Annotated in this window: 26 protein-coding genes and 1 tRNA gene; 23 read left to right on the top strand and 4 right to left on the bottom strand. The window is 45.3% G+C overall.

Going from position 1 to position 25,288, the window contains the following annotated elements; all coding sequences use genetic code 11:
- Positions 1-36 precede the first annotated feature (36 nt).
- From HV243_RS22410 to HV243_RS22420, 3 genes are all read right to left on the bottom strand, one after another.
- The gene (locus tag HV243_RS22410) at positions 37-390 is read right to left on the bottom strand and encodes a DUF4156 domain-containing protein (RefSeq protein WP_053390045.1); all 354 of its coding nucleotides are present in this window, start codon (positions 388-390) and stop codon (positions 37-39) included.
- A gap of 252 nt (positions 391-642) precedes the next feature.
- On the bottom strand, positions 643-2,289 hold the full coding sequence (groL, locus tag HV243_RS22415; RefSeq protein ID WP_053390046.1) for a chaperonin GroEL: 1,647 nt from the start codon (positions 2,287-2,289) through the stop codon (positions 643-645).
- A gap of 43 nt (positions 2,290-2,332) precedes the next feature.
- Entirely contained in the window at positions 2,333-2,626 is a 294-nt protein-coding gene (locus tag HV243_RS22420) for a co-chaperone GroES (protein WP_000027827.1), read from the bottom strand.
- 275 nt (positions 2,627-2,901) lie between these two features.
- Between HV243_RS22420 and yjeH the strand changes: the two genes are divergently transcribed.
- Complete coding sequence (yjeH, locus tag HV243_RS22425) at positions 2,902-4,167, top strand: L-methionine/branched-chain amino acid transporter (protein ID WP_053390047.1); 1,266 nt, start codon at positions 2,902-2,904, stop codon at positions 4,165-4,167.
- Between the two features lie 48 nt (positions 4,168-4,215).
- On the opposite strand, the gene HV243_RS22430 is transcribed toward yjeH, so the two are convergent.
- Positions 4,216-4,692, bottom strand: a complete 477-nt coding sequence (locus HV243_RS22430; protein ID WP_016151389.1) for an FxsA family protein — start codon at positions 4,690-4,692, stop codon at positions 4,216-4,218.
- 338 nt (positions 4,693-5,030) lie between these two features.
- Here HV243_RS22430 and aspA point away from each other — a divergent pair, with 338 nt between their 5' ends.
- The 22 genes from aspA (at position 5,031) to tadF (ending at position 25,284) form a co-directional block, all read left to right on the top strand.
- Positions 5,031-6,467, top strand: a complete 1,437-nt coding sequence (gene aspA / locus HV243_RS22435; protein WP_016151388.1) for an aspartate ammonia-lyase — start codon at positions 5,031-5,033, stop codon at positions 6,465-6,467.
- 115 nt (positions 6,468-6,582) lie between these two features.
- On the top strand, positions 6,583-7,884 hold the full coding sequence (dcuA, locus tag HV243_RS22440; RefSeq protein WP_016151387.1) for an anaerobic C4-dicarboxylate transporter DcuA: 1,302 nt from the start codon (positions 6,583-6,585) through the stop codon (positions 7,882-7,884).
- A 131-nt stretch (positions 7,885-8,015) separates the two neighbouring features.
- Positions 8,016-8,363: a divalent cation tolerance protein CutA gene (cutA, locus tag HV243_RS22445; RefSeq protein ID WP_003025447.1), complete on the top strand. Its 348-nt coding sequence runs from the start codon at positions 8,016-8,018 to the stop codon at positions 8,361-8,363.
- Entirely contained in the window at positions 8,339-10,048 is a 1,710-nt protein-coding gene (locus HV243_RS22450; protein WP_053390048.1) for a protein-disulfide reductase DsbD, read from the top strand. The genes cutA and HV243_RS22450 overlap by 25 nt, the downstream gene beginning before the upstream one ends.
- A gap of 36 nt (positions 10,049-10,084) precedes the next feature.
- A complete protein-coding gene (locus HV243_RS22455) occupies positions 10,085-10,660 on the top strand; it encodes a transcriptional regulator (protein WP_046274478.1) in 576 nt (191 codons plus the stop codon).
- A gap of 67 nt (positions 10,661-10,727) precedes the next feature.
- Positions 10,728-12,740, top strand: a complete 2,013-nt coding sequence (locus HV243_RS22460; RefSeq protein WP_046274479.1) for a DUF1176 domain-containing protein — start codon at positions 10,728-10,730, stop codon at positions 12,738-12,740.
- A 115-nt stretch (positions 12,741-12,855) separates the two neighbouring features.
- A tRNA-Phe gene (locus tag HV243_RS22465) sits at positions 12,856-12,931 on the top strand.
- 1,056 nt (positions 12,932-13,987) lie between these two features.
- On the top strand, positions 13,988-14,701 hold the full coding sequence (locus HV243_RS22470) for a winged helix-turn-helix domain-containing protein (protein WP_053390126.1): 714 nt from the start codon (positions 13,988-13,990) through the stop codon (positions 14,699-14,701).
- On the top strand, positions 14,649-15,182 hold the full coding sequence (locus HV243_RS22475) for a hypothetical protein (RefSeq protein ID WP_053390127.1): 534 nt from the start codon (positions 14,649-14,651) through the stop codon (positions 15,180-15,182). Before HV243_RS22470 ends, HV243_RS22475 begins: the two co-directional genes overlap by 53 nt.
- 199 nt (positions 15,183-15,381) lie before the next feature.
- Positions 15,382-15,621: a hypothetical protein gene (locus HV243_RS22480; protein ID WP_053390128.1), complete on the top strand. Its 240-nt coding sequence runs from the start codon at positions 15,382-15,384 to the stop codon at positions 15,619-15,621.
- A gap of 90 nt (positions 15,622-15,711) precedes the next feature.
- Positions 15,712-15,966 carry a hypothetical protein gene (locus HV243_RS22485; protein WP_053390129.1) on the top strand — a complete coding sequence of 85 codons (255 nt, stop codon included), beginning with the start codon at positions 15,712-15,714 and terminating at the stop codon, positions 15,964-15,966.
- A 308-nt stretch (positions 15,967-16,274) separates the two neighbouring features.
- Positions 16,275-16,721, top strand: coding sequence for a prepilin peptidase (locus HV243_RS22490; protein ID WP_053390130.1), 447 nt, complete (start codon positions 16,275-16,277; stop codon positions 16,719-16,721).
- 16 nt (positions 16,722-16,737) lie between these two features.
- Positions 16,738-17,655, top strand: coding sequence for a hypothetical protein (locus tag HV243_RS22495; protein ID WP_053390131.1), 918 nt, complete (start codon positions 16,738-16,740; stop codon positions 17,653-17,655).
- Positions 17,642-18,901, top strand: coding sequence for a pilus assembly protein N-terminal domain-containing protein (locus HV243_RS22500; RefSeq protein WP_053390132.1), 1,260 nt, complete (start codon positions 17,642-17,644; stop codon positions 18,899-18,901). The genes HV243_RS22495 and HV243_RS22500 overlap by 14 nt, the downstream gene beginning before the upstream one ends.
- Positions 18,888-19,349 carry a hypothetical protein gene (locus HV243_RS22505; RefSeq protein WP_053390133.1) on the top strand — a complete coding sequence of 154 codons (462 nt, stop codon included), beginning with the start codon at positions 18,888-18,890 and terminating at the stop codon, positions 19,347-19,349. The genes HV243_RS22500 and HV243_RS22505 overlap by 14 nt, the downstream gene beginning before the upstream one ends.
- 1 nt (position 19,350) lies before the next feature.
- Positions 19,351-20,496: a hypothetical protein gene (locus HV243_RS22510; protein WP_053390134.1), complete on the top strand. Its 1,146-nt coding sequence runs from the start codon at positions 19,351-19,353 to the stop codon at positions 20,494-20,496.
- A gap of 3 nt (positions 20,497-20,499) precedes the next feature.
- Positions 20,500-21,753: a CpaF family protein gene (locus tag HV243_RS22515; RefSeq protein ID WP_053390135.1), complete on the top strand. Its 1,254-nt coding sequence runs from the start codon at positions 20,500-20,502 to the stop codon at positions 21,751-21,753.
- Positions 21,746-22,660: a type II secretion system F family protein gene (locus HV243_RS22520; RefSeq protein ID WP_053390136.1), complete on the top strand. Its 915-nt coding sequence runs from the start codon at positions 21,746-21,748 to the stop codon at positions 22,658-22,660. Before HV243_RS22515 ends, HV243_RS22520 begins: the two co-directional genes overlap by 8 nt.
- Positions 22,657-23,568 (top strand): type II secretion system F family protein, encoded by a 912-nt coding sequence (locus HV243_RS22525; RefSeq protein WP_181603894.1) that lies wholly within the window; start codon positions 22,657-22,659, stop codon positions 23,566-23,568. The genes HV243_RS22520 and HV243_RS22525 overlap by 4 nt, the downstream gene beginning before the upstream one ends.
- Positions 23,565-24,308, top strand: a complete 744-nt coding sequence (locus HV243_RS22530; RefSeq protein ID WP_053390202.1) for a hypothetical protein — start codon at positions 23,565-23,567, stop codon at positions 24,306-24,308. Before HV243_RS22525 ends, HV243_RS22530 begins: the two co-directional genes overlap by 4 nt.
- 3 nt (positions 24,309-24,311) lie before the next feature.
- Positions 24,312-24,776, top strand: coding sequence for a hypothetical protein (locus HV243_RS22535; protein WP_131351696.1), 465 nt, complete (start codon positions 24,312-24,314; stop codon positions 24,774-24,776).
- Entirely contained in the window at positions 24,760-25,284 is a 525-nt protein-coding gene (tadF, locus tag HV243_RS22540) for a tight adherence pilus pseudopilin TadF (RefSeq protein WP_053390204.1), read from the top strand. The genes HV243_RS22535 and tadF overlap by 17 nt, the downstream gene beginning before the upstream one ends.
- Positions 25,285-25,288: the final 4 nt, after the last annotated feature.

Here is a 25,288-nt window from a genome sequence, read left to right on the forward strand (position 1 = left end):
CGTTTTAGCGTCGCCATCAGGCATCAACAGCATTTATCAATTTGGGCACTTATAAACCTGTCCGGTCATTTCACTGGCAGTAGGAACAAAGCTGGACAGCATTCCCTGTGATGGGCTGCTGACGCCATAAATCACGTTACCACCTATTGCCGCAGCCTGGTTACGCAGATCGTTTGCTGCGCCACGCATAGAGCCACCCTCTTCGCCGTGCTGGCCAGAAAGCCAGTTGCTTTGCGTACCGGTTGCAGTGCCAATCAGTTGACACTCTGCGCCAGGCTTCTCTTCGACGAAGCGTACGCTTTGCCCGGCTGAACTCAGTTCGTTGCTGGAGCTACAACCCGCCATCAGTAGCGCGGCACCAACGATCCCTGCTAAATATTTCACGTGCATGTCATTCCCCATAATCAATGAGCTGGACGTTATGTCCGTAGCTGAATCATATACTAAAAAGATGACCAAAAGAAAAACCCCCGGACATTTCTGCCCGAGGGTTTCTCATTTTTCGCGAGATACGTATTTAATCAAATAATTCAAGTTGCAGGCAGGCGGCAGGTTCATGAATCCCCCAGTGCTTACATGAGTAAGTGACTGGGGTAAACGAACGCAGCCAATGAACCTGCGGCTTGAAGTATGAAGATTAAATTACATCATGCCGCCCATTCCACCCATGCCGCCCATACCACCAGCAGCACCTAAGTCAGGCGCATCGCCTTTCGGCAGGTCAGTAACCATGCACTCGGTGGTGATCATCAGACCCGCAACAGAAGCAGCGTACTGCAGAGCTGAACGCGTTACTTTGGTTGGATCCAGGATACCCATGTCGATCATGTTACCGTATTCTTCAGTTGCAGCGTTGTAACCGTAGTTACCGTCACCCGCTTTCACGGTGTTAGCCACTACAGACGGCTCTTCGCCGCAGTTCAGTACGATTTGACGCAGCGGAGATTCCATTGCGCGCAGCGCAACTTTGATACCTACGTTCTGGTCTTCGTTCTGACCTTTCAGACCGGCAATTTTAGACGCTACGCGAATCAGCGCAACACCACCACCAGCAACCACGCCTTCTTCTACCGCAGCACGAGTCGCGTGCAGGGCATCTTCAACGCGGGCTTTCTTCTCTTTCATTTCAACTTCAGTCGCAGCACCAACTTTGATAACCGCAACGCCGCCTGCCAGTTTCGCTACGCGCTCCTGCAGTTTTTCACGGTCGTAGTCGGAAGTTGCTTCTTCGATCTGCTGACGAATCTGAGTCACGCGACCCTGGATTGCAGCTTCGTCACCCACGCCATCAATGATGGTGGTGGTGTCTTTGTTGATAACAACGCGTTTCGCCTGACCCAGATCTTCCAGAGTTGCTTTTTCCAGCTCCATACCGATCTCTTCAGAGATAACGGTACCACCGGTCAGGGTAGCGATATCCTGCAGCATCGCTTTACGACGGTCGCCGAAGCCAGGCGCTTTAACCGCCGCGACTTTCACGATACCGCGCATGGTGTTAACAACCAGAGTTGCCAGCGCTTCGCCTTCAACATCTTCAGCGATGATCAGCAGTGGTTTACCCGCTTTTGCTACTGCTTCCAGCACCGGCAGCATTTCGCGGATGTTGGAGATTTTCTTGTCAGCCAGCAGGATGAACGGGCTTTCCAGTTCTACTGCGCCAGTTTCCGGCTTGTTGATGAAGTAAGGAGACAGGTAACCACGGTCGAACTGCATACCTTCAACCACGTCCAGTTCGTCCTGCAGACCGGTACCGTCTTCAACGGTGATCACGCCTTCTTTACCGACTTTGTCCATCGCTTCAGCGATCAGTTTACCTACGGTTTCGTCGGAGTTAGCGGAAATAGTACCAACCTGAGCAATAGCTTTAGAGTCAGAGCACGGTACGGACAGTGTTTTCAGTTCTTCAACGGCAGCAGCGACAGCTTTGTCGATACCACGTTTCAGATCCATCGGGTTCATGCCCGCAGCAACGGCTTTCAGACCTTCAGTGATGATGGACTGCGCCAGTACGGTTGCGGTGGTGGTACCGTCGCCTGCAGCGTCGTTCGCTTTAGAGGCAACTTCTTTCACCATCTGCGCCCCCATGTTTTCGAACTTGTCTTCCAGTTCGATTTCACGGGCTACGGAAACACCATCTTTAGTGATGGTCGGTGCACCGAAAGATTTATCCAGAACTACGTTACGGCCTTTTGGACCGAGGGTAACTTTCACTGCATCTGCCAGTACGTTTACGCCGCGCAGCATTTTCACACGAGCGTCGTTACCGAATTTTACGTCTTTAGCTGCCATTTTCTCTTTCCCTTAAATTCGTATGTTCAGTGTCGTTCGCGGATTAGGCTTCAACAATTGCCAGGATGTCACTTTCAGACATGATCAACACTTCTTCATTGTCGATCTTCTCAGATTTAACACCGTAGCCATCGTTGAAAATAACGATATCGCCGACTTTAACGTCCAGCGGCTGTACGGTACCGTTGTCCAGGATGCGGCCCTTACCGACAGCGATGATTTCGCCACGAGTTGATTTACCTGCTGCAGAACCGGTCAGTACGATGCCGCCAGCAGATTTAGATTCAACTTCTTTACGTTTGACGATCACACGATCATGTAACGGACGAATACTCATTGATAGCTCTCCTTTGAGAAAGTCTTTATCAGTTATGGGTGACGCCGGCCCGTGAACGGTTTCCCGGCTAGTGACCAGAGAAATGGGGATGGGGCTTTGTACCTTCAAGGGGGCAAGCGAAAAAAAATTTATATCAGCAGAAAATTCCGTCAAAACGCCGACGCGCATCACATTTTATAACGATTTCAGTCACGTCGTCATAAGCAAATACGATTGTGATACCATCAAAAATCTGCGCTGTAGCCCGGTCAATGGGCATAACCGGATAACAACTTATGAGCGGACTGAAACAAGAGCTGGGACTGGCTCAGGGCATTGGCCTGTTGTCGACATCATTGCTAGGTACAGGCGTTTTCGCCGTCCCTGCGCTAGCCGCGCTGGTGGCCGGCAACAACAGCCTGTGGGCCTGGCCGGTGCTGATTGTTTTAGTCTTTCCCGTGGCGATTGTCTTTGCCGTACTGGGTCGTCATTTTCCCAGCGCGGGTGGCGTGGCGCATTTTGTTGGTATGGCCTTTGGCTCACGCCTGGAGCGCGTCACCGGATGGCTATTTTTGTCGGTGATTCCCGTCGGCTTGCCTGCGGCATTACATATTGCCGCCGGATTTGGTCAGGCGATGTTTGGCTGGCATGACGAACAGCTTCTGTTGGCAGAGCTCGGTACGCTGGCATTGGTTTGGTATATCGGCTCCCACGGTGCCAGCTCTAGCGCTAATCTGCAAACGGTCATTGCCGGATTGATTGTTGCCCTCATTGTCGCCATCTGGTGGGCAGGCGATGTGAAACCTGGCGAAATCCCTTTCCCTACGATAACCGAGATTGAGCTCCCCGGACTGTTCGCCGCGCTGTCGGTGATGTTCTGGTGTTTTGTTGGCCTTGAAGCGTTTGCCCATCTGGCATCTGAATTCAAAAACCCGGAGCGGGATTTCCCGCGCGCGCTGATGATCGGCCTGCTGCTTGCGGGCTCTGTTTATTGGGCATGCACCGTCGTCGTGCTTCATTTTGGCGCCTACGGTGAGCAAATGGCGGCGGCGGCCTCACTGCCAGAGATCGTCGTGCAGTTATTTGGCGTACAGGCACTGTGGGTCGCCTGCATCATTGGTTATCTGGCCTGTTTTGCCAGTCTCAACATTTATATTCAAAGCTTCGCCCGGCTGGTCTGGTCGCAAGCGCAATATAAGCCGGAGAGCCATCTGGCGCGTCTGTCACCCCGTCACCTTCCGCGCAATGCGCTAAACGCCGTATTGGGCTGCTGCGTGATCAGTACGTTGTGCATCTATATACTGAAAATCAATCTCGATGCGTTGATCATCTATGCTAACGGCATCTTTATTATGATTTATTTGCTGTGCATGCTGGCGGGATGTCGATTACTGAAAGGGCATTATCGCATGCTGGCGGTCATTGGCGGTCTACTGTGTCTGCTGCTGTTGGCAATGGTTGGCTGGAAGAGCCTGTATGCGCTGATTATGCTGGCAGGGCTGTGGCTGTTTTTACCCCGCAGGCCGGATAAGGCGACGTTGACGCCGTCATCCGGCAGATAAGCATTTTGCCGGATGGTGCTCACGCTTATCCGGCCCGCATACTGATGCTTAATCCCGAGGATCGTCTTTATGATCAATACGGTTGCGATCGTCGTCTTTGCGCTGAAATTCGCCATCAAAGGTCTCACCGCCACCGGTTCCGGCGCTAAAACCACCGCCCGGCATACGCGAAAAACGCAAATGCGGCAGCAGTTTCATCGTCAGATGTTTTTGCACCGGGGGTAATAAAAGAAGAAGACCGAGGAAATCGGTGAAAAAACCGGGCAGTACCAACAGCAGACCAGCAATGATCAGCGACACGCTCTTGATCATTTCTGCAGCCGGACTTTCACCAGCCGCCATTTTTTGTTGCATCAGTAAAAAGTTTTTAAATCCCTGGTTACGAACCAGAGACATACCGATAACCGACGTAAAAATAACCAAAATCAGCGTCATCAGGACACCCAGGACATGGGCAACCTGAATAAAAATAGATATCTCTATGTAAACATAGAGAAAAATGGCAAGTAATGGTATCCAGCGCAAAGGGTTCTCCTGTCAATAACAGTCGTTTTTTTCAACGCCTGCCCGATGAATTATGTGACTCGCATCAATTAGATGTTGAGGTGGTTAGCAAAATTTCAAGTCGCTTGTACACTTATTTTTAGTATTAATCCTAAAGGGGTGATCCATTTCACAGAATAATAAATAAGGGGTAAATTCCACGCTTTAAGTGATCCAGATTACGGTAGAAATCCTGAACCAGCATATGATCTCGAGTATCAGACCGATGCAGGGGATAATCGTCGGTCGAGAAACAATCGAAATCACATATATCCTGTGTGTTTAGTCAAATCATTGGCAGCTTGAAAAAGAAGGTTCACATGTTAAACAACATTCGTATCGAAGAAGACTTGTTGGGTACCAGGGAAGTTCCAGCGGACGCCTACTACGGTGTTCACACTCTGAGAGCGATTGAAAACTTCTACATTAGCAACAACAAAATCAGCGACATTCCTGAATTTGTTCGCGGTATGGTAATGGTTAAAAAGGCAGCGGCAATGGCCAACAAAGAGCTGCAAACCATTCCTAAGAGTGTGGCAAATGCCATCATCGCGGCGTGTGATGAAGTCCTGAATAACGGAAAATGCATGGATCAATTCCCGGTAGATGTTTACCAGGGTGGTGCGGGTACCTCCGTCAACATGAACACCAACGAAGTGCTGGCCAATATCGGTCTGGAACTGATGGGTCACCAGAAAGGTGAATATCAGTACCTGAACCCGAACGACCACGTTAACAAATGTCAGTCTACCAACGACGCTTACCCAACTGGCTTCCGTATCGCGGTATACGCATCCATCATCAAACTGATCGATGCCCTGAACCAGCTGCGTGAAGGCTTCGAACAAAAAGCTGTTGAATTCCAGGACATCCTGAAAATGGGCCGTACCCAGCTGCAGGATGCTGTACCGATGACCCTCGGTCAGGAATTCCATGCTTTCAGCGTACTGTTGAAAGAAGAAGTGAAAAACATTAGTCGTACCGCTGAGCTGCTGCTGGAAGTTAACCTCGGTGCAACTGCAATCGGTACGGGTCTGAACACGCCGAAAGAATACTCCCCGCTGGCAGTACAGAAACTGGCTGAAGTCACTGGCTTCGCCTGTGTTCCGGCAGAAGACCTGATTGAAGCAACTTCTGACTGCGGCGCATACGTTATGGTTCACGGCGCACTGAAACGTCTGGCTGTTAAGATGTCCAAAATCTGTAACGACCTGCGTTTGCTCTCCTCTGGCCCACGTGCTGGTCTGAACGAGATCAACCTGCCGGAACTGCAGGCTGGTTCTTCTATCATGCCAGCAAAAGTGAACCCAGTTGTTCCAGAAGTCGTAAACCAGGTTTGCTTTAAAGTCATCGGTAACGACATCACCGTTACTATGGCATCTGAAGCTGGTCAGCTGCAGCTGAACGTAATGGAGCCGGTCATTGGCCAGGCAATGTTTGAATCCATTCACATTCTGAGCAATGCTTGCTACAACCTGCTGGAAAAATGCGTTAGTGGTATCACTGCTAACAAAGAAGTCTGTGAAGCGTTTGTATTCAACTCCATCGGCATCGTTACTTACCTCAACCCGTTCATCGGTCACCACAACGGCGACATCGTCGGTAAAATTTGTGCCGAAACCGGTAAGAGCGTACGTGAAGTTGTCCTGGAACGCGGTCTGTTGACCGAGTCTGAACTGGACGATATCTTCTCTGCACAGAACCTGATGCACCCTGCTTATAAAGCAAAACGTTATACTGATGAAAGCGAACAGTAATCGTGTAGGGTAGTACCGGAGAAGGCACGTCATGATGACGTGCCTTTTTTCTTACTCGAAGTTACTTAAAAACAACAATTTAATATCAACTTGTTAAACAACAAGGAAGGCTAATATGATAGTTTTAGAACTTATCATCGTTTTGCTGGCAATCTTTTTAGGTGCCAGACTTGGGGGTATCGGTATTGGATTTGCAGGTGGGCTGGGTGTTCTGGTTCTTGCCGCTATTGGCGTAAAACCAGGTAATATTCCGTTCGATGTTATTTCCATTATCATGGCGGTTATCGCTGCCATCTCTGCCATGCAGATTGCCGGTGGTCTGGACTATCTGGTTCATCAAACTGAAAAACTGCTGCGTAAAAACCCGAAATACATCACGATCCTTGCACCAATCGTGACCTATTTCCTGACTATCTTTGCCGGTACCGGCAACATTTCTCTGGCAACTCTGCCGGTTATCGCTGAAGTCGCGAAGGAACAAGGTATCAAACCTTGCCGTCCGCTCTCTACCGCAGTGGTTTCTGCACAGATTGCGATTACGGCGTCGCCAATCTCCGCAGCTGTGGTTTACATGTCTTCCGTAATGGAAGGTCATGGCATCAGCTACATTCACCTGCTGTCCGTGGTCATTCCGTCCACTCTGCTGGCCGTTCTGGTGATGTCCTTCCTGGTAACGATGCTGTTCAACTCCAAACTGTCTGACGACCCGATTTACCGTAAGCGTCTGGAAGAAGGTTTGGTTGAACTGCGTGGTGAAAGACAAGTTGAAATCAAAGCTGGCGCGAAAACCTCCGTTTGGTTGTTCCTGCTGGGCGTGATTTGCGTAGTTGTATACGCCATCATCAACAGCCCAAGCCTCGGCCTGGTTGCTAAACCGCTGATGAACACCACCAACGCAATCCTGATCATCATGCTGAGCGTCGCGACGCTGACTACGATCGTCTGCCGCGTTGAAACTGACTCCATCCTGAACTCCAGCACCTTTAAAGCGGGTATGAGCGCCTGTATTTGTATCCTGGGTGTTGCATGGCTGGGTGATACCTTCGTATCTCACAACATTGACTGGATCAAAGATACTGCAGGTAGCGTAATTCAGGGTCATCCGTGGTTGCTGGCTGTCATCTTCTTCTTTGCTTCTGCGCTGCTGTACTCTCAGGCTGCAACCGCTAAAGCACTGATGCCGATGGCTCTGGCTCTGAACGTTTCCCCACTGACTGCTGTTGCGTCTTTCGCAGCTGTTTCTGGCCTGTTCATTCTGCCAACCTACCCAACTCTGGTTGCGGCGGTGCAGATGGATGACACCGGTACAACCCGCATCGGTAAATTCGTCTTTAACCATCCGTTCTTCATCCCGGGTACTCTGGGCGTGCTTTTGGCTGTCTGCTTCGGCTTCTTGCTGGGCAGCTTCATGCTGTAAAACTTTACTGCAGGGTGCCTTCGCGCCCTGCTGTTCCTCCTCCTCATCATCCCGCTTTAACTAACATCCTTCCCTCGTCCGTTGTATAGTGACCACTCTTTAGCTGGTTACTCTGTTCTTTCGAGGTGTTTATGCTTGATGTAAAGAGTCAGGATATTTCCATCCCCGATACCGTTGTGGTGCTCTGTACCGCCCCGGATGAAGCAACCGCCCAGGATCTGGCCGCCAAAGTGCTGGCGGAAAAGCTGGCTGCCTGCGTGACGCTGCTGCCTGGCGCGACCTCCCTCTATTATTGGGAAGGTAAGCTGGAGCAGGAATATGAAGTCCAGATGATTTTAAAAACCACCGTCACACACCAGCAAGCCCTTCTCGATTGCCTGAAGTCACATCATCCATACCAAACGCCTGAACTTCTGGTTTTACCCGTCACTCACGGAGACTTTGATTACCGCTCATGGCTCAACGCATCCTTACGCTGATCCTGCTGCTGTGCAGCACATCTACCTTTGCCGGATTATTTGACGCGCCTGGCCGCTCGCAGTTTGTTCCTGCCGATCGGGCGTTTGTTTTTGATTTTCAGCAAAACCAACACGATCTGAACCTCTCATGGCAGGTTAAAGATGGCTACTATCTGTATCGCAAACAGATAAGCATTACGCCATCTCAGGCCGATATCGCCGAGGTAAAACTACCGCCAGGCGTCTGGCATGAAGATGAGTTTTATGGCAAAAGTGAGATTTACCGTAAACAATTGACTATCCCGGTCACGGTCAATCAGGCTAAATCTGGCGCAACATTAACGGTCACATACCAGGGCTGTGCCGACGCCGGTTTTTGCTATCCGCCTGAAACTAAAACGGTGCCATTAAGTGAAGTGTCTGCCAATACCAGGGCGACACCTGCGCCAGTGCCTGCCACCGATACTTTGCAAGAGAGACCACAACCTGCAACCCAGCTTCCCTTCTCTGCGCTGTGGGCATTGCTAATCGGAATTGGCATCGCATTTACACCTTGCGTATTGCCGATGTATCCGCTGATTTCCGGTATCGTGCTGGGCGGCAAACAACGCTTATCAACCGGACGCGCGCTGCTGCTGACGTTTATCTACGTCCAGGGAATGGCGCTCACTTATACCGCGCTGGGTCTGGTTGTTGCGGCCGCCGGATTGCAGTTCCAGGCTGCGCTACAGCATCCTTACGTCCTGATTGGCCTTGCCGTGGTCTTTACGCTGCTGGCCCTTTCGATGTTTGGCTTGTTCACGCTGCAGCTCCCTTCATCGCTGCAAACACGCCTTACATTGATGAGTAACCGTCAACAAGGCGGTTCCCCCGGTAGCGTCTTTGCGATGGGGGCGATTGCCGGCCTCATCTGTTCTCCTTGTACAACGGCCCCGCTAAGCGCGATTTTGCTGTATATCGCTCAGAGCGGGAACATGTGGCTGGGAGGCGGCACGCTGTATCTGTACGCGCTGGGGATGGGATTACCTCTGATGCTAATTACCGTATTCGGTAATCGTCTGTTACCTAAAAGCGGCCCATGGATGGAACATGTCAAAACCGCTTTTGGCTTTGTCATTCTGGCGCTCCCCGTCTTCTTACTCGAACGCATCATTGGCGACGACTGGGGCGTTCGCCTGTGGTCGCTGTTGGGCGTCGCATTCTTTAGCTGGGCATTTATCACCAGCCTGCAGGCAAAGCACGCCTGGATGCGCATCGTGCAAATTATCCTGTTAGCTGCAGCGCTGGTAAGCGTACGGCCATTGCAGGACTGGGCGTTCGGCGTGCCGCATGCTCAAACCCAGACACACCTTAACCTCACGCCTGTGGCTTCGGTGGATGCGCTAAATCAGGCGCTGGCACAAGCTAAAGGCAAACCCGTGATGTTGGATCTGTATGCTGACTGGTGCGTGGCCTGTAAGGAGTTTGAGAAGTATACGTTTAGCAATCAGCAGGTTCAGCAAGCGCTAGGCGACACGGTGCTTTTGCAGGCGGATGTGACTGCAAATAATGCCCAGGATGTCGCTCTGCTGAAACATCTACAGGTTTTAGGTTTGCCGACTATTTTGTTCTTTGACGCCGAGGGGAAAGAGCATCCGGAGGCTCGGGTAACCGGCTTTATGGATGCCGCGACCTTCAGCGCACATTTGCGCGATCGCCAACCGTGAGCGACACTTGCAACAGGAAATACGGAGGAGAATACCGTGCAACGTGAAGATGTCCTGGGAGAAGCCCTGAAATTACTTGAGGTTCAAGGGATAGCCAATACCACACTGGAAATGGTGGCCGAACGTATCGATTATCCTCTTGATGAACTACAACGCTTTTGGCCCGACAAAGAGGCCATTCTGTACGATGCGTTACGTTACCTCAGCCAGCGGGTGGATATCTGGCGGCGTCAACTTTTGCTGGATGACACCCTGAGCGCTGAACAGAAATTACTGGCACGCTACACCGCGCTGTCCGAATGCGTGAGCAATAATCGCTATCCAGGCTGCCTGTTTATCGCCGCCTGTACGTTTTACCCCGATCCCGGGCATCCGCTCCATCAGTTAGCCGATCAGCAAAAAAAGGCGGCACATGACTTCACCCATGAGCTGCTGACGACGCTGGAAGTTGACGACCCTGCAATGGTTGCCAAACAGATGGAACTGGTGCTGGAGGGCTGTCTGAGCCGCATGCTGGTGAATCGTAGCCATGCTGATGTCGAAACGGCACACCGCCTGGCTGAAGATATCCTGCGCTTTGCTCAGTGCCGTATGGGCGGTGCGCTGACTTAATTCGGATTTCGTAACTTTTGTGAACCGCATATAATTTCGGCAATACCGACATATTAAAAGGAATTATATGCGTCTCGCGCACTGCATTCTCCTCGCAGGTTTTATCTCTGCCCCCCTGTATGCCAATCCATTAAACGGTTTTTCGTTTGCACATAAAGACTGGGAAGTTGCGTGTGATAATACGGGTACCTGTCGGGCAGCAGGTTATAGTGACCATGCGGTAAGCGTACTGCTCACACGTGCGGCTGGCCCCGACACCAGCGTGTATGTCGAGGTTGCTTTTGCACAGCGTACGGCGAATCAACCCTCCCTGAAAGACGCCACGCTTTTTATTGATGGTCAAAAGCAAGGCGCGCTAACGTTTTCCGCAGAGGGATATTTTAAACTCAACTACCAACAGCGAAAGGTGTTTCTGGACGCCTTACGTCAGGACAATACCATTGAGTTTGCAGCAGATGGCGAACGATTACTGCTTTCTAATGCAGGTTCGAGCGCTGTGCTGCTGAAAATGGATGAATTCCAGAAACGCATCAATACCCAAAGCGCTGTGCTGCATCCAGGAGATAAAACCAGTAATGATGTGCTTAACGCTGAGCCTGCCCCACTTATCATCACCCAACCCGTCATCCGCACGCCGGACGTGGAACCATTAACGACCGCGCAGCGACAAAAAATAGAACCCCAAATTAGGGTCACTCCCGAGATGAATTGCCGCGAACTGGAAGAGGGTCAGGAACGCATTTATTACCGCATTCCGGTGGATAAACAACATGTACTCATTCAAACCGAATGCTTTGATAGCTCACGTACCATCCTCTGGCTAACCAATACTGAACTAACTTCTTCGCCTAAACTAATCACGAGTGATGCCAGTGAATATGAGAACGGTGAGATAGCCCGTTTCAGCGATCCCATTCAGCTCTGGGTCTGGGAGGGTAACAACTTCACCTTGCGCGACGAATACCGCAGCGGCGGACAAGGAAACCTTTCTGTTGGCGGTGTCTGGACGCTCCCTACGTTCGTTAGCATCGTACGTTCTCAGTCTGATGTAGACACGGATAACACGGCCCTAAAAACGCTACGTAGCGCCGTAGAGAGCATGCAAAAAAGCGATCCGGGCTTAGAACTGAGCAAAATCGCCAGTCAGTTTCCATTAATCGGTCAAATCACTGATTTCAGGATCTCTTACGCTGAAGACTCAACAGAACCAACCGCGAAACCCTCCCTTGAGATTAGCGATGATGAGTGGCAGGCATTTTCCCGCACAACGTTTAGTGTCGATTCGGAAAATGGAGGCGTGAACTTTACGCTCATTGATCTGGATGACGACGGTAAACGCGATCTCATCATCAACAGCTACGTTGGTGGCACAGGATTATTCAGCTACACCGGCGTACTCAAACGCGGTGATAATGCCTTCGTCGTCGTTAATGGCAAACAGGATGACGATAACTTTGGCGTACCCGGGGCGCTATTTTCGGAGAATGGGCGCGGCGCCAACCAGTGGAGCCAATGGGTGCGCATCAACGGTAAGGTTTACGCTCTCTGGTACAACGGCTTATATAATGAAGAGAAGCTTTATCTGTTGCGTCCATTTAGCCCAGACGAGAAGGCTCCCGTCGTAGCCGTCCACTATCGCTATGAATACGATATGAATTCAATCGAACCACGGGAAGAAGGACAACCCCTACTCCCGAAATTGAATACCAAAGACAAAACAAAGCTCATTACCGAACTGAACAAAATGCAAAGCATTCTTTTACAAAACCAACAGGCAAGCGACGGCGTTTCCCCTATCTGCCCAATCCCTGCCGGTACGTTGCAGGAAGACGCGGACAATTACAGTTCAGGGATTGCAGGGAACTATACGTCTGAACCTGTCGCAGCCATTCCTGTCTGGGTAAATGGGGAGTGCCTTATCGGTTCTGTCGAGAGTTATTTTGGTAGAGGAGAGTTCATCACTCTCGTTTCGCCAAAAGATCAGGATATTGTCGGAGAGTATTCAGTTACCGGCACACGCCATGTAACATCCATTAAAAGTGAATGGGTTCCCCGCGAAGGCGATAACGGTGGGCTGTAATTTTGAGCAAAACCCTCGAGAAAACAGCGAAATCGCTGCATAGTTAAGCAACCGACAGAAAAAGCGAGAAATTTGGTTGACGGGGTGTCCGGATTACGGTTTAATGCGCCCCGTTGCCCGGATAGCTCAGTCGGTAGAGCAGGGGATTGAAAATCCCCGTGTCCTTGGTTCGATTCCGAGTCCGGGCACCACTATTCATAAGGCCTCGCTGAAAAGCGAGGCTTTTTCCTTTTCTGGCTACGGTAGATTTCTGGTCGTTACGGCACGTTAATTGTTTGCTGGATTTCTCGCCATTTTCGCAGATGTGCGTTACTTTTAGACACCTCAACACCCTCTGATGTGTCTCTTCCTTACCCCACTGCTACGGTCTTTCTACGGTCCTCTACGGTTCCTTTCTCTAAGATTATTCATAATGAAGCAGAGAATACTGGGAAATGGGGGGTTTCATAATTTACCTTATTTAACAACAAATTACCTGACCCTGCCCCCGGGGGAAGACCGGGGAGACTCCTCTTCAGGCAAGGGGGAAAAACTCAGCGTCATCAACCCCCCCTTGTCAGTCGGGTGTTTCCACCATTTACTCCACCTGTAATATTCCTATTTCCCCTTACGATTCTTCGCATCAGCAAAATTCCCCGCTTTCCACGTCATAGTATGATGATTTACCAGTAGAACTGGTAATTGAGTTATGGAGTGACCCCGGGCCCATAGACAAATCTGCCCTATAGAGGTGTAGCAGGAGGGAAAGGGGGGACGGGCTAAACCGCCAGAAAGGTAAAAATAAGGTGCCGCTGGAGCTGCAGCTTTGGTCTGGGGTATGGGACCCCATTAGCAAGTTATCACTTTTATAAAAAATGAAATATATATTGAACGTGGGCCGGGTAATTGAATTATAGCGTAATGCCGGGTGCGAAATTCTTTACGTTATGCTTACATTTTATGACTAAACTTGCAGATACAGAAAGTTAGTTTATATGGCAACCATTACCAGAGAGAGGATTTCCGGATAAATAGAATATAAAATACGACTTGTTTAGCATTCGTTTAGAAATGAAAAGCTTGTATTTTTATGAAATATGATCCAGAAATCTCGCGTTACGAAAAAGAGTGCCACTAAGCGAGATAATATATCGCATAAAATAATAAACATTGTATTTTCTCGTTGATTTAACATATATAGACAAAAATAGTGATTTGTAATTTTCCGTTCTTATAATGGTGGTACAGAAAGACGAAGGACATTTCATATGGTTACTGTAGATGACTGCAACGATAGCGACCTTAATTTAGACAACAAAAATGTGTATCTCAAAGGTGAAATGATCGCTTTACGGGCGAAGGAAAAATGTCTTCTGGAGATTCTTTTAAATACATCTCCGGCCTGTATCTCACGCCAGAAAATTGCAGAGGAAGTATGGAATGGGCGATTTGTAAGTGATTTTACAATAAATCAAACGATCAACTCGCTACGTAGGAAAATTAAGGACAATGATAGGCAATTGATAAAGACGAAGCCTCGGGAAGGTTATGTTATTGATAAGGATATTGCAGCTCTGTTTACGTTCGATAGCGACATCGGTCCCACGTGTGAACCTGAGGATTTAGCATCCAGCGAAGCTAATGCGTTGATCGTCATTACCGACCACTCTGTAAAGCATGAAATGTTAAATAATCATAAAAAAAGTATCAGGGCGCGTAAAAAGCTATCATTAAGGGTCATTGTATTGATGTCACTGTTGTTGGCCTGCAGTATGGCGGGAGTCGGTGTTGGTGTCATAAGGGAATATTCGAAAGATGAAATTAATCAGTTTTATCTTGATGGTGTGAAATTCACTTTTCATAAAGAACGCATAGATTATCAGTTGAACAAAAGGAATGTGAATTGTCATTTAGTCAGAAGGACGCTTGATGATGGCGAAATTGTCGATACCAATACAACGCTCTGCAATACATCGCTTTAAATACTTGATACTACTTGCTGCACTGATCTTTTTTGCTGTTGGCCTTGCCTGGTTTGACGGTAAACGTGAGCAGAGCATTTTTACATCAAGCTACCATGGAATATTGCGGTCAAATGAAAACAATTATGTTGTCAAAGTGAATGTAACCTTTGATATCGACGATAAAATGACTTTTATAAAGGTTACCAGAGATAAAAGCAAACTGGCTGTATCTGAAAATACGTATCGTGCGGAAAGCTATGTTGAATTCAAAACATTATCATTGCAAAAACAGTCTTTTACAAAAGCCACTATCTCAGGAAGAGCTCAGACGACGAGCGGAATGAAAAAATTTGAAGAGACACGTTTTATCCCGGTAGCCATGCATCAGAGTCGGGGGCAGTTTGTACTCATCATGAACAATGAAGATATCTTTCCGATTGAAGCTATAAACGAACAGATAAATGATAAACTGGTCTTTATACTTAAAAGAGATCGCTAGTGATTTTATTTATAGAATAAGGTATTTTATTTATATATTTTTTTTTGATATGACAAAGGAAGTTCAGCGTCTTACTATGCCGTAATCAAGTTAACGCTTGGTGTAAACAAATAACATATTCTTGCTTGTGTCTACTTGATCCTTGAAATAGACCGACTGAATGTTCTAAGTAACCCATTGTTCATAATTGGAATTGACGATGTTAAACAACATGATTATTAAAGCATACACTGCCGCTCACATTCATATGGCACATAAAGTAAATCACCTAGTCGGTGAGAAGGGAATTACTGCGATTGAATATGCCATTATTGGTGTGGCAATGGCTTCTGGTCTGTTCTACATCTTTGATGAGGGTGGCTTCCTCGCCTCCTTGGAAGCCGCATGGAAAACAATGTCTACGAAAATCACAGGTGCGGGCAACATTCTGAATAAGTAATTACGCGGTCATAATGAATAACACTGACCAAATTACAGGTCAGTGTTATATGGCCATGTTATATTCTTCATTTGCAGGTTTGATAATTACGTGATCTATGAAATTCTTCTTAAGTTGTATATCGGTATAAAGCTTGTAGCATTGCCACAGACCGTTAACCATTTCTCCCGTGATGCAGGTGTTACTGCGATTGAATATGCCATTATTGGTGTGGCGATGTCAGCAGGATTATATTTCATTTTTTCCCGGGAGGGTGGGGATTTCTTGATCGCCCTTGTATACGCATGGAAAATTATGGAAGTCAAAATAACATATGCTGAAACTATCTTGACAAGAGGAACTTAAAGAATTTTGTTATTATTGTTGGCACTTGAGATAGCGCAGAAGGAAATCTAAAGGTTTATATCTATTTAAAATTAACTTTATTTGCCAAAGGCAGCAAATCATCTTGTCCAAGATACAGATGTAGCAGCGACTGAATACGCTATTATTGGCGTAGCGACGTCTGCATGAGAGTATTATATCTTTGACGTTCATGGAGGCTCTAATGAAAATTTCTATTATATGGGTAGATTGTATGATGCGTGTACGAAAATGGTATTAGTGATGGGTATAATGGGGTGATTACCTCCCGTCATAGGTACTGAACAAGTATGATTCTTTATATTCTGATTGTTTTAACATCCATATATATTATGTGGATGGATATTCGATACCGGCGCATCCCCAACAAAGCCCTGGTTGTACTGCTTTTCATTGGATTTGCTTACTTACTTGGTTTAGATGAAAGCAATTGCTATGTTAGAGGGGGATATATTATCCCAGCGATCACGTTGTCTTGCGGCATTGCATTATCATATAAAAATATTATCGGGATGGGAGATGTAAAGTTTCTTTTTCTGACCTTGTTATTATGTCCTGAGCAATGGCACATAGCTATTCTCTATGTGGTGATTTTTATTGGTGGATGCTGGTCCCTGCTGTGGCATTTTGTCTTGTGCAAAATACCGCCATTGGGAAAAGTTGATATGATTAAAAAAGGTATTCCTTACGGTATACCTATAGCATTAGCTTTATGCACGTTTACTTTTATCGGTTGAATGAAAGGCGAATTATATGCGCTATAGATATATAGCAATTCTGGCTATTGTCGTGATGTTGGTTGGCGTAATGGGTATTTATAAAAAAGGGGCTGATGATAAGCAACCCATCATTGACGAACGCATCGAAAGCGTATATTTCGTGGCGCAGAAAGATATGCAAAGAGGTGAAATTCCTGAAGGTGACTTTTATACCCGAAAAACGATTAAATTTAACCCTGGGCAACGTCCTGATGAACTGGCAGAAGCGCTGGATGAAAAAAAGATGGATGTTTTGCTTAGCGAAGGTGCAATTGCCGAAACTGAAATCAGTGCAGGGCAGGTTTTGACTCTGGAAAATCTTAAGAATTTGCCAGAAAAAATAGATTCTGAACTTATTGCCTTTCCATTATCGGTAAGTGCTGAAAGTATTCTAAATCCCAAAGTAGCTGACTACGGTTTTGTAGACCTTTATTTGATCTCTAACGATAACAAGATCTATCGTGAAGATTTCTACCAGAAGAGAGGTGGCTCAACAGGTAAAGATTACAAAGATACGCGCGTGAAGAAGTTTGCCAGTAATGTCTGGATTGTTAAAAATGCCAAAGACCGGGCTGGGAAAGAAAAAAAATCTAGTCTGCTGGATATTTCTAAGGGTGATACTATTGATAGAAGTTCCAGTAAATTAGATAAAAGCGGCAATGCGCCCGATACCAGAATTGTTTATGCCTATTTTAACAAGGATGACATTGATAGCGTTATTCAGGCCCAGGTTCTGGGGATGTTCTTTGTTTCACCTGTGACAGTGACCATGCTTAACAAGCCGTTAGCAAGTATCAGCGTCGACTCAAGAGAAATAACCGCTGCGGATATTGTTTCTGGTGCGCCACTGGCAGAGAAGAAAATTAAAGTCATCGAGATTCGAGGAGCAAAAAGTTCAAATGGACGTAATTAATAAAACTCTTGGCGGTTTACTGTTGCTCATGTTCAGTCATGCATGCCTTGCACTTGATATTGATGTTAATAAAACGAAAGAGTACAGAGTTGATTTCGACATTGATACAGTTGTTATTGGTTCTCCCGATGTTGCAGATTTCAGAGTGGTGGATGAACATAACATTTATATTTTTGGCAAAACCAGCGGCCAGACCAATATTATTATCAATGGTAAACAAGGGGAAGCGCGTACGCTTCCGATTTCCGTAAATGATTTTCGTGGTCAGGCTACCGTCATCAATACTTTGCTAGCCAATGAAGGTTTCAAAGAAGTTAAAGCTATCGACATGGGAAATTCTTTAACCATCAGCGGCACCGTCAGCACCAGTGAAGATATTGATTATATAAAAGATCTCGTCCAGGAATACTTTAGTGAGGAGCAAATAAAGTACTCACTGTTCACGCAGAAGAATCAACAGATTAAAATACGTGTTACCGTCGCCGAAGTGTCTAAAGAGGTTACCGAGACGCTGGGAATTGATTGGGGCCAGGGGGCTGTCTCCAGTAACGGAAGCGATTTAACCATCAGTGGTGGGCTTTACAGTTCCATGGTAAAAGGAATGAGTTTCAACTCATTAGGCATTGCAATCAATGCACTTGCAAAAAATAATCTTGCCAATGTTCTCACCACACCCAGTCTGACCGTGACGAATGGCAAGACGGCAAGCTTTCATGGCGGCGGCCAGATTCCTATATTTCAACGTAGTGAAAATGGCTCAACGGTTGAATGGAAAGACTATGGTGTTAAACTTAATTTTGCCCCGGTGATAAATACAGACGCATCTATCAGCATGGATGTAACCGTTGAGTCATCACAAATTGGTGGCTATTACAAATATGAAAACACAGAGTTGCCGACCATTAATACCCGAAATGTCGCGACCTCGGTGCGCATGCGCGATGGGGAAAGCTTTGTTCTTGGTGGATTAATTGATAATAACCAAGCTCAATATGTCAACAAGGTGCCTGGCCTGAGTGATATTCCCATGTTTGGTGCATTATTTAAATCTATAGGTTTTAACAGTGGTAGAAGTGAATTGGTGATTTTTGCGACGGTAGAATATATCAAGCCTACCGAAAAAAATACTATTAGTCTCCCACTTGCCAGTTTTTCCAGTCCATGGGAAACTTTTTTCAATATCAATAAAGTGACCCATAAGTCCACGATGGAATTGTTGAAAGAGGCCGATTATGTCATTGAGTAAAAGATTAATAATTGTGCTTGTTAGCCTGGCTGTCAGCGCATGTAGCGTGCCTGATAACTGGTTAAATACCGTGGATGATAATGTTATCATTATCAAGATTACTACCCAACCAGATGCATATACATTTTTAAAACTAGAGCAAATAATTCTTGAGAACGCCGCCAATGGGTTTGTTAATGCGACGGTTTTCAGTAAAAATGAAAATATAAATGCGGCACATGCAATAGCTGTTAACCTTGTAAACACTTATGCTATTAAATCTGAAGTGGTGGTTAGCGATGCAATCCATGATATACAACTACAGCTTAACAAGTACAATCCAAAAGCCTGCTATGTTAATCAGTTGGATGATTTTAACTGGTATAAAAGTAGCACTCGTGAAATACGTGAATACAATCAATCTGAAATTTGTGCTACCAGCATTAACGATCGGCAATTGAGGATTTAGCATGAATTTTGATAAGTTTAAAAAACGTTTTTCTCCAGCTAAAAAGAAAGATTTAGTTATTTATTTTAGTTCCACTAACAAACAAACATCCGAACTAGAAGAAGCGCTTCGTGTCTATGGCATTGGACTGGAATACCATACTGCCACACCAAAGGATACGATCACGATCATTGAAGACTGGGTGTCAACGTCAAGCCGTCTGTGGTTTATTGTAGATGGTACGTCGTACTCCAGCAGCGATATAGAAGAGTTTGCCATGATTCTTCGCGGGCGCTATCCGGCGGTACTGCTTGGTGATAATAATTCCCTAGATGCATCGTGGAACGCAGAAGAACAAGGTTATGCCGCATACTTTATTAATAATGTTGATTTACCCAGACTAACTAAAACCATTCTTAAAGGATTTGGCTATGTCCGGTCGCGAACCTCGATGACGATTGCGATCTGCAATACAACCCCAGATATTAATTTGAGTTATTACGCCTTCAGAGACTTAAAAAAGAATAAAACGCTTAAATCTTACTCAACATTGTTTATTAACTGTGATCTGGCTAATATTTATTATGATGCCGATCTGGGCGTACGCGCGAATAAGCAAGCGCTACAACATATAACCCGGGATGGTGAAGAATTAGATTCGCTGTCATCCCGTAAGCTTATTAATGCATTTGATGAGCATTTTGACTACATTTCATTCAATTTATTAATGGATGACATATCTATGAGTGATTCAGATGCGCTGGTTAAAGGCATTGATAACTTTATTGATTCTGTCTCAGATATCTACGGGTTTATTTTTATCAATGTACCCTATTATCTAATGACATCCTCAGCAGGAATGAATTTACTGGATAATAGTGATATACGAGTGTTGCTCACCAATGGTCAAATAGAGTCCATTTATAATCTAAACTTTTTACGTAACAAAATATCTTTTAAGCAAGAAAGCAATGGTAAAGGTAAAGACAAATTGTTCTGCTTACGGCAACCTTTGCACCATGCCGGGTTGCGTATAACCGATAATGATATTCATTCCAAACTTGGGGTTAAGGTTGACTTCTCTACCACCATGTTAAGAGAGGAATCTTTTTTAAGTCGATTCAAAAAAGATAACACCATAAATATCATTGACTTTATTTTCAGGTAAGTTATGCAAATCAAAGAATATGAGAAAGTACGCAGCCTTTTGGTGGAGCGACTAAAAATAGATGGAAATAATGTTGTTGATATTGTTGAAACACTGGATTCAATTGAGACTCAACTGATTTCAATTCTCGATAGTGAAAATATCATTATCACCAGACGCAATATAGATAAGCTGGTAAAAAGTTACTATGATGATATATTTGGCCTTGGCCCATTGCAGGAGTTGTTAAATGACACCTCGGTAAATGATATTATGGTAAACGGGACATCTTCACTTTATATTGAAAGAGCGGGGAAGTTGATTCGGCTGGAATCTATCTTTAAAAACAACGATCAGATAATGCGCGTTGCACAAAGAATCGTGGCAGCGATAGGCAGACGAGTGGATGAAAGTTCACCGATGGTGGATGCACGCTTACAAGATGGTAGCCGCGTAAATATTATTGTTCCGCCGATAGCTCTGGATGGCTGTACTATCTCAATCCGTAAGTTTAAAGAAGATAAGCTGGGTCTGATGGAACTGATAAATTTTTCTTCCATGACCCCGGAGATGGCGCATTATCTGAGTCTGATGGTGCGCGTTAAAGCGAATATTATTATCTCTGGCGGCACAGGCTCGGGTAAAACGACGTTGTTAAATGCACTCTCCAATGAAATTAACGATGGCGACAGGGTAGTGACAATAGAAGATGCGGCGGAATTACAGATCCAAAAGGCGCATGTTGTCAGACTGGAATCCCGCCCGAAAGGTGTTGACGGTGAGGGCAATATCAGCATACGTGACTTGGTGATTAACTCACTCCGTATGCGCCCGGACCGCATTATTATTGGTGAGTGCCGTGGTGAAGAAGCCTTTGAAATGTTGCAGGCAATGAATACCGGGCACGATGGGTCATTCTCAACCATTCACGCCAATACGCCAAAGGATGCGTTGGTTCGTCTGGAAAGTATGCTGTCGATGGCCAATCCCAATATTCCTACCAGAACATTAAAAGGACAGATCTCTCAGGCTGTAGACATTATTGTACAATGTGCTCGTTTGTCGAACGGTGAACGTAAGGTTACCTGTATCAGCGAGATCGGTGGTATTGAAGGGGATGTGATACAAAGCCAGGATGTTTTCGTCCTTAACAGCGTTAAAAAAAATGATGGTACACAGGTGTATCAGCAACAACGTAATTTTTCGCATTCTCTTCTGGATCGTAAAGTCGCATTTTATGGTTTGCAGCAGGAGTTGAAGGAAATTATCAATGACTAGCTTTTTTGCTTTCATATTTTTTTGTCTCCTGCCTGGCTGGGTTATTTTTAAACGAGTTAAGACTCAATATCTCAACCGCAAGCTTGCTGCGATCATGGGCGATGATTTTATAGAAAGCAAGGCGAAAACAGTGTCTAAAAAGACATTGGGGTCGTATTTTAGTGGCAGTTCGTCACCGGATTTTATTCTTATTTATGGCATTAAGAATGTTGTCACGGCATCTATTCTGACGTTCGGCTACGTATGTTTTGTGGGGTTTTGTTGCATAACGTTTAAGACTTCGCCTTTGACGTATGCGCTGTCTGTTGGGACGACGTTTGCCATTGCAGTTTATGTCGTACGTAAAAAATACCAGAAAGCATTCAGTGACTACTTTGAAGTTCATTTTCCGTATGCGCTGCGATTGATTAGCCGTAACCTCGCCGTGGGCCAAACGCTTTATGCTTCCGTCGATTCAGTTTCGATTAACCTGACTGGCATTATGCAGAGAGAGTTTAAGCGAATTTCATTGCAGCTAAAAAGCGGAGTCAGTTTCGAAGAAATACTGGATAAGGGCGAAGAAATCTATCCTTACAAGGGATACTATGTTTTTAGCTCTTACCTGAAAATTTCTGTGCAGAAAGGCAGCAGTTTAAAGGATACATTGATGGCTCTGGCGGATGACTTAATTGCCGCACAGATAATCAAAAAGAAGACCAGAGCGCTGACTTCTGAATCGCGTGGGGCTGCTTTTATTCTAGCAACCTTGCCTGCGATAATGCTCGGTGTGATGTATTCTTTTGCACATGCGAATTTTATTTATTTGTTTAATGAACTTTATGGGCGCTATGTTCTGATTTATGTGGTCATTAGCGTTTCGCTAGGTTTTGTAATTATATCGCGGATGATTCAAAAGGTTGAACTGTGATCCAGATAGTTTCCATTATCCTTTTTGCTTTTGGTGTTGTTGTATTCTTCTTTGTTATAAGAAAACAAAAAAAAGAAGAGGAATATTACGATAGATTTTATTTTATCGTTTCTAAACATAATACCATCACAGAGTATTTAAGTTTTTCTAACAGAGCGAAGTATATATTTAACCACCTGAAAGAAAAGATATATAAATTTAACGAAAAGTATCTGAGCCAGACTCAGTTTCATGAGTTGGTAAGGAATGCTGGCTACTATAACCATGAGCAAAGCACCCTGTTCTATCTTGGTGTATTTGCTGCATATTTGGTCTTGCTGGCAATGTTGGTGGTTAAGGCAACGTTTGGTGATATACCTTTCTATGCGTTTCCGGTGTGGAGTACGATTTTTTATATTGGTTTAAAGATACATCTTGAGCGTAAACATAAAAAACAACTTCTGAAGTTCAGAACAAACTTTGTCTATTTTCTTGATCTCATGTCAACCTGCATCAAAACCGGGATGACGTTAACCTCTTCGGTAGATGCTATATCACCCTTGCTTCATCGCTTTTCTCCGTTACTGGGACAAAGTATATCTAACTTTGGTAATGCCATAAAATATGCTTCACTGAATGAGGCCTGCGATCGTCTTTACCTAGAAGTTCCCCTTTCTGAAGTTCAGGAGTTTAATTCTACGGTGAAGAACTCGGCGCAGTTTGGGGCGGGCATGCACAGCAGTCTGCAAAACCTTGCGCAAGAGATACGGCAGTTTCATTTTATTGAAACGGAAGAAAAAATTGGTGCAGTGAATGCAAAGATGGGTATTCCATTAATTTTGTTTATCATGTTTCCTATTATTGTGGAAATTATTTTACCTGGCCTATTACGCTCCATGCAAAATCTCTCGTTGGATATGATTTCATGAAAAAGTTTCTTGTTTTATTTGTTCTACTGGCCTGTTCTTGCTCGCAGGTTAATAGTTCCAAGGATACCAGACTAACTGCCGCGCTAGCGGTAGAAGTCGGTGCGCTTGAAAAGGCCCTGGAACTTACTCGGGTGGAGGCTCAAAATAATATTTATGATGTTGATGTTCGCTTCCGCCTTGCTGATATCTATCATCAGCTTAATCGTTACGACATGGAAAATAGCGAGCTGACCGCGCTGAGCAAAATGGTTGATGCCAGTAGCCGACATTATTCCCGTCTGAAAATTGCGCTATTGCGGAACAATTTGTTACGTAATGAGCTGGATAGCGCAATTGAACATTATGAAGATCTCAATCAGTCGAGTTCGGTTCTGGCCGATGAAGATAAAGGGAAAGGTATGATGTATGTAGCCATCGCCTATTGTAAAAAAAATGCTTTTAATACCTGCATAGCACTTCTGGAGAAGGCAAAGCAATTTTTGCCTGGCAATGACGCCCTCGCGCAGAATATCAATCTGGCAAAGTGGATGAAGAAGACTAAAGCCGGTAATGCGACGCCAGTCGCAGATGTTTTTTATCAGGCCTATCAGGAGCAAGATAGTGAACAAATTTTCTCAAATCTGATCCTTAGTCTCGTCAGCGAAGGTAGCACTGGACGGGCTTATGATCTACTTTTAACCCGTTATTCTATCGACGACGCCAATATTATTATGAAAGAACTTAAAGCCAGTAAAATATAAAATATGACCCAGCTTTTAAACGATTTCGAATCTGAGTCAGGAGTTGCATCAATAGAAACCTCTATGGTTTTTTTGATTATCTTTATGTTTATCATGTTTACCTATGAGATATTGAAATTTCAAAATGATATGGCAATGATCGCCTTGAATGAATCCCTGGCCACCGAAAGAAGCGATCTTGCCTTGCTTAAGAGTGAACCAGACAAGTTATCTTTTGATTTTGACGAACAGATAAAATCTCTGGGAACAGGAAACTATTTTAATTCATTGAAATATAAGCCATCTGCCGTCGAGTGTTATAGTGATATTTCAAAAACAACGGCCGAAAAATGTAGTGAAAAAAGTAAAATAATCAAATTTAGTTATGAGGTCAAACGCTTGGCATCCAGTGATGAAATATGCGAGTTATTTGGCCTTCCTGTTGTTCTGATAAGAGAGACTATCGCTGTTAATGACTACTATAGGTGAACGACTTAACTGTGAAAAAGGCAGTGTCGCAGTTGAGGCCGCCTTTGTATTTTTGTTTTTTTCCGGACTTTTTATTTACGCTCTGCAGCAAACTTACGTGATGGTATTAAGTTATAGTGCTGAAAAAACTTCGGCCCAGGTCGCCAGTCTGGTTGCGCAGCGATCCACATTATTTAGTAATAAAAATTTGCAGGCAAAAGATATTGAGCTTTTAAGGCATCATATTCAGGCTCTTGGGGAATCGTCGAAAGAGTTTTTCGATCTTTATGTCGAAGAGGTTGCCTATCAGACAGATGCCTATCAGGTAATCCATATTCCTTCAAAGGACGGGACACAATGTTCTTTGAAAAAAAAGCTATCGGCTTATAGCTTCAATGTTCAAACTTCTTTTGCCAAAAATAACGGAATGTATAGAGTTACCGTCTGCCGTAAAATAAGTAATATGTTTTATTCTGATGGTGATCTCGTTATTGGCAGCAGTTCGGTGATGCCTGGACATCATCATTGATAGA

Origin of the sequence: Citrobacter sp. RHBSTW-00599, from assembly GCF_013784065.1 — a bacterium.
In the GTDB taxonomy this organism is placed as follows: Bacteria; Pseudomonadota; Gammaproteobacteria; order Enterobacterales; family Enterobacteriaceae; genus Citrobacter; species Citrobacter braakii.

Excerpts from the sequence above, each read along its gene's own strand:
- HV243_RS22410 (WP_053390045.1), bottom strand. The coding sequence starts at position 390 with ATGCACGTGAAATATTTAGCAGGGATCGTTGGTGCCGCGCTACTGATG.
- groL (WP_053390046.1), bottom strand. The coding sequence starts at position 2,289 with ATGGCAGCTAAAGACGTAAAATTCGGTAACGACGCTCGTGTGAAAATG.
- HV243_RS22420 (WP_000027827.1), bottom strand. The coding sequence starts at position 2,626 with ATGAGTATTCGTCCGTTACATGATCGTGTGATCGTCAAACGTAAAGAA.
- yjeH (WP_053390047.1), top strand. The coding sequence starts at position 2,902 with ATGAGCGGACTGAAACAAGAGCTGGGACTGGCTCAGGGCATTGGCCTG.
- aspA (WP_016151388.1), top strand. The coding sequence starts at position 5,031 with ATGTTAAACAACATTCGTATCGAAGAAGACTTGTTGGGTACCAGGGAA.
- dcuA (WP_016151387.1), top strand. The coding sequence starts at position 6,583 with ATGATAGTTTTAGAACTTATCATCGTTTTGCTGGCAATCTTTTTAGGT.
- cutA (WP_003025447.1), top strand. The coding sequence starts at position 8,016 with ATGCTTGATGTAAAGAGTCAGGATATTTCCATCCCCGATACCGTTGTG.
- HV243_RS22450 (WP_053390048.1), top strand. The coding sequence starts at position 8,339 with ATGGCTCAACGCATCCTTACGCTGATCCTGCTGCTGTGCAGCACATCT.
- HV243_RS22460 (WP_046274479.1), top strand. The coding sequence starts at position 10,728 with ATGCGTCTCGCGCACTGCATTCTCCTCGCAGGTTTTATCTCTGCCCCC.
- HV243_RS22470 (WP_053390126.1), top strand. The coding sequence starts at position 13,988 with ATGGTTACTGTAGATGACTGCAACGATAGCGACCTTAATTTAGACAAC.
- HV243_RS22475 (WP_053390127.1), top strand. The coding sequence starts at position 14,649 with ATGATGGCGAAATTGTCGATACCAATACAACGCTCTGCAATACATCGC.
- HV243_RS22480 (WP_053390128.1), top strand. The coding sequence starts at position 15,382 with ATGTTAAACAACATGATTATTAAAGCATACACTGCCGCTCACATTCAT.
- HV243_RS22490 (WP_053390130.1), top strand. The coding sequence starts at position 16,275 with ATGATTCTTTATATTCTGATTGTTTTAACATCCATATATATTATGTGG.
- HV243_RS22495 (WP_053390131.1), top strand. The coding sequence starts at position 16,738 with ATGCGCTATAGATATATAGCAATTCTGGCTATTGTCGTGATGTTGGTT.
- HV243_RS22500 (WP_053390132.1), top strand. The coding sequence starts at position 17,642 with ATGGACGTAATTAATAAAACTCTTGGCGGTTTACTGTTGCTCATGTTC.
- HV243_RS22505 (WP_053390133.1), top strand. The coding sequence starts at position 18,888 with ATGTCATTGAGTAAAAGATTAATAATTGTGCTTGTTAGCCTGGCTGTC.
- HV243_RS22510 (WP_053390134.1), top strand. The coding sequence starts at position 19,351 with ATGAATTTTGATAAGTTTAAAAAACGTTTTTCTCCAGCTAAAAAGAAA.
- HV243_RS22515 (WP_053390135.1), top strand. The coding sequence starts at position 20,500 with ATGCAAATCAAAGAATATGAGAAAGTACGCAGCCTTTTGGTGGAGCGA.
- HV243_RS22520 (WP_053390136.1), top strand. The coding sequence starts at position 21,746 with ATGACTAGCTTTTTTGCTTTCATATTTTTTTGTCTCCTGCCTGGCTGG.
- HV243_RS22530 (WP_053390202.1), top strand. The coding sequence starts at position 23,565 with ATGAAAAAGTTTCTTGTTTTATTTGTTCTACTGGCCTGTTCTTGCTCG.
- HV243_RS22535 (WP_131351696.1), top strand. The coding sequence starts at position 24,312 with ATGACCCAGCTTTTAAACGATTTCGAATCTGAGTCAGGAGTTGCATCA.
- tadF (WP_053390204.1), top strand. The coding sequence starts at position 24,760 with ATGACTACTATAGGTGAACGACTTAACTGTGAAAAAGGCAGTGTCGCA.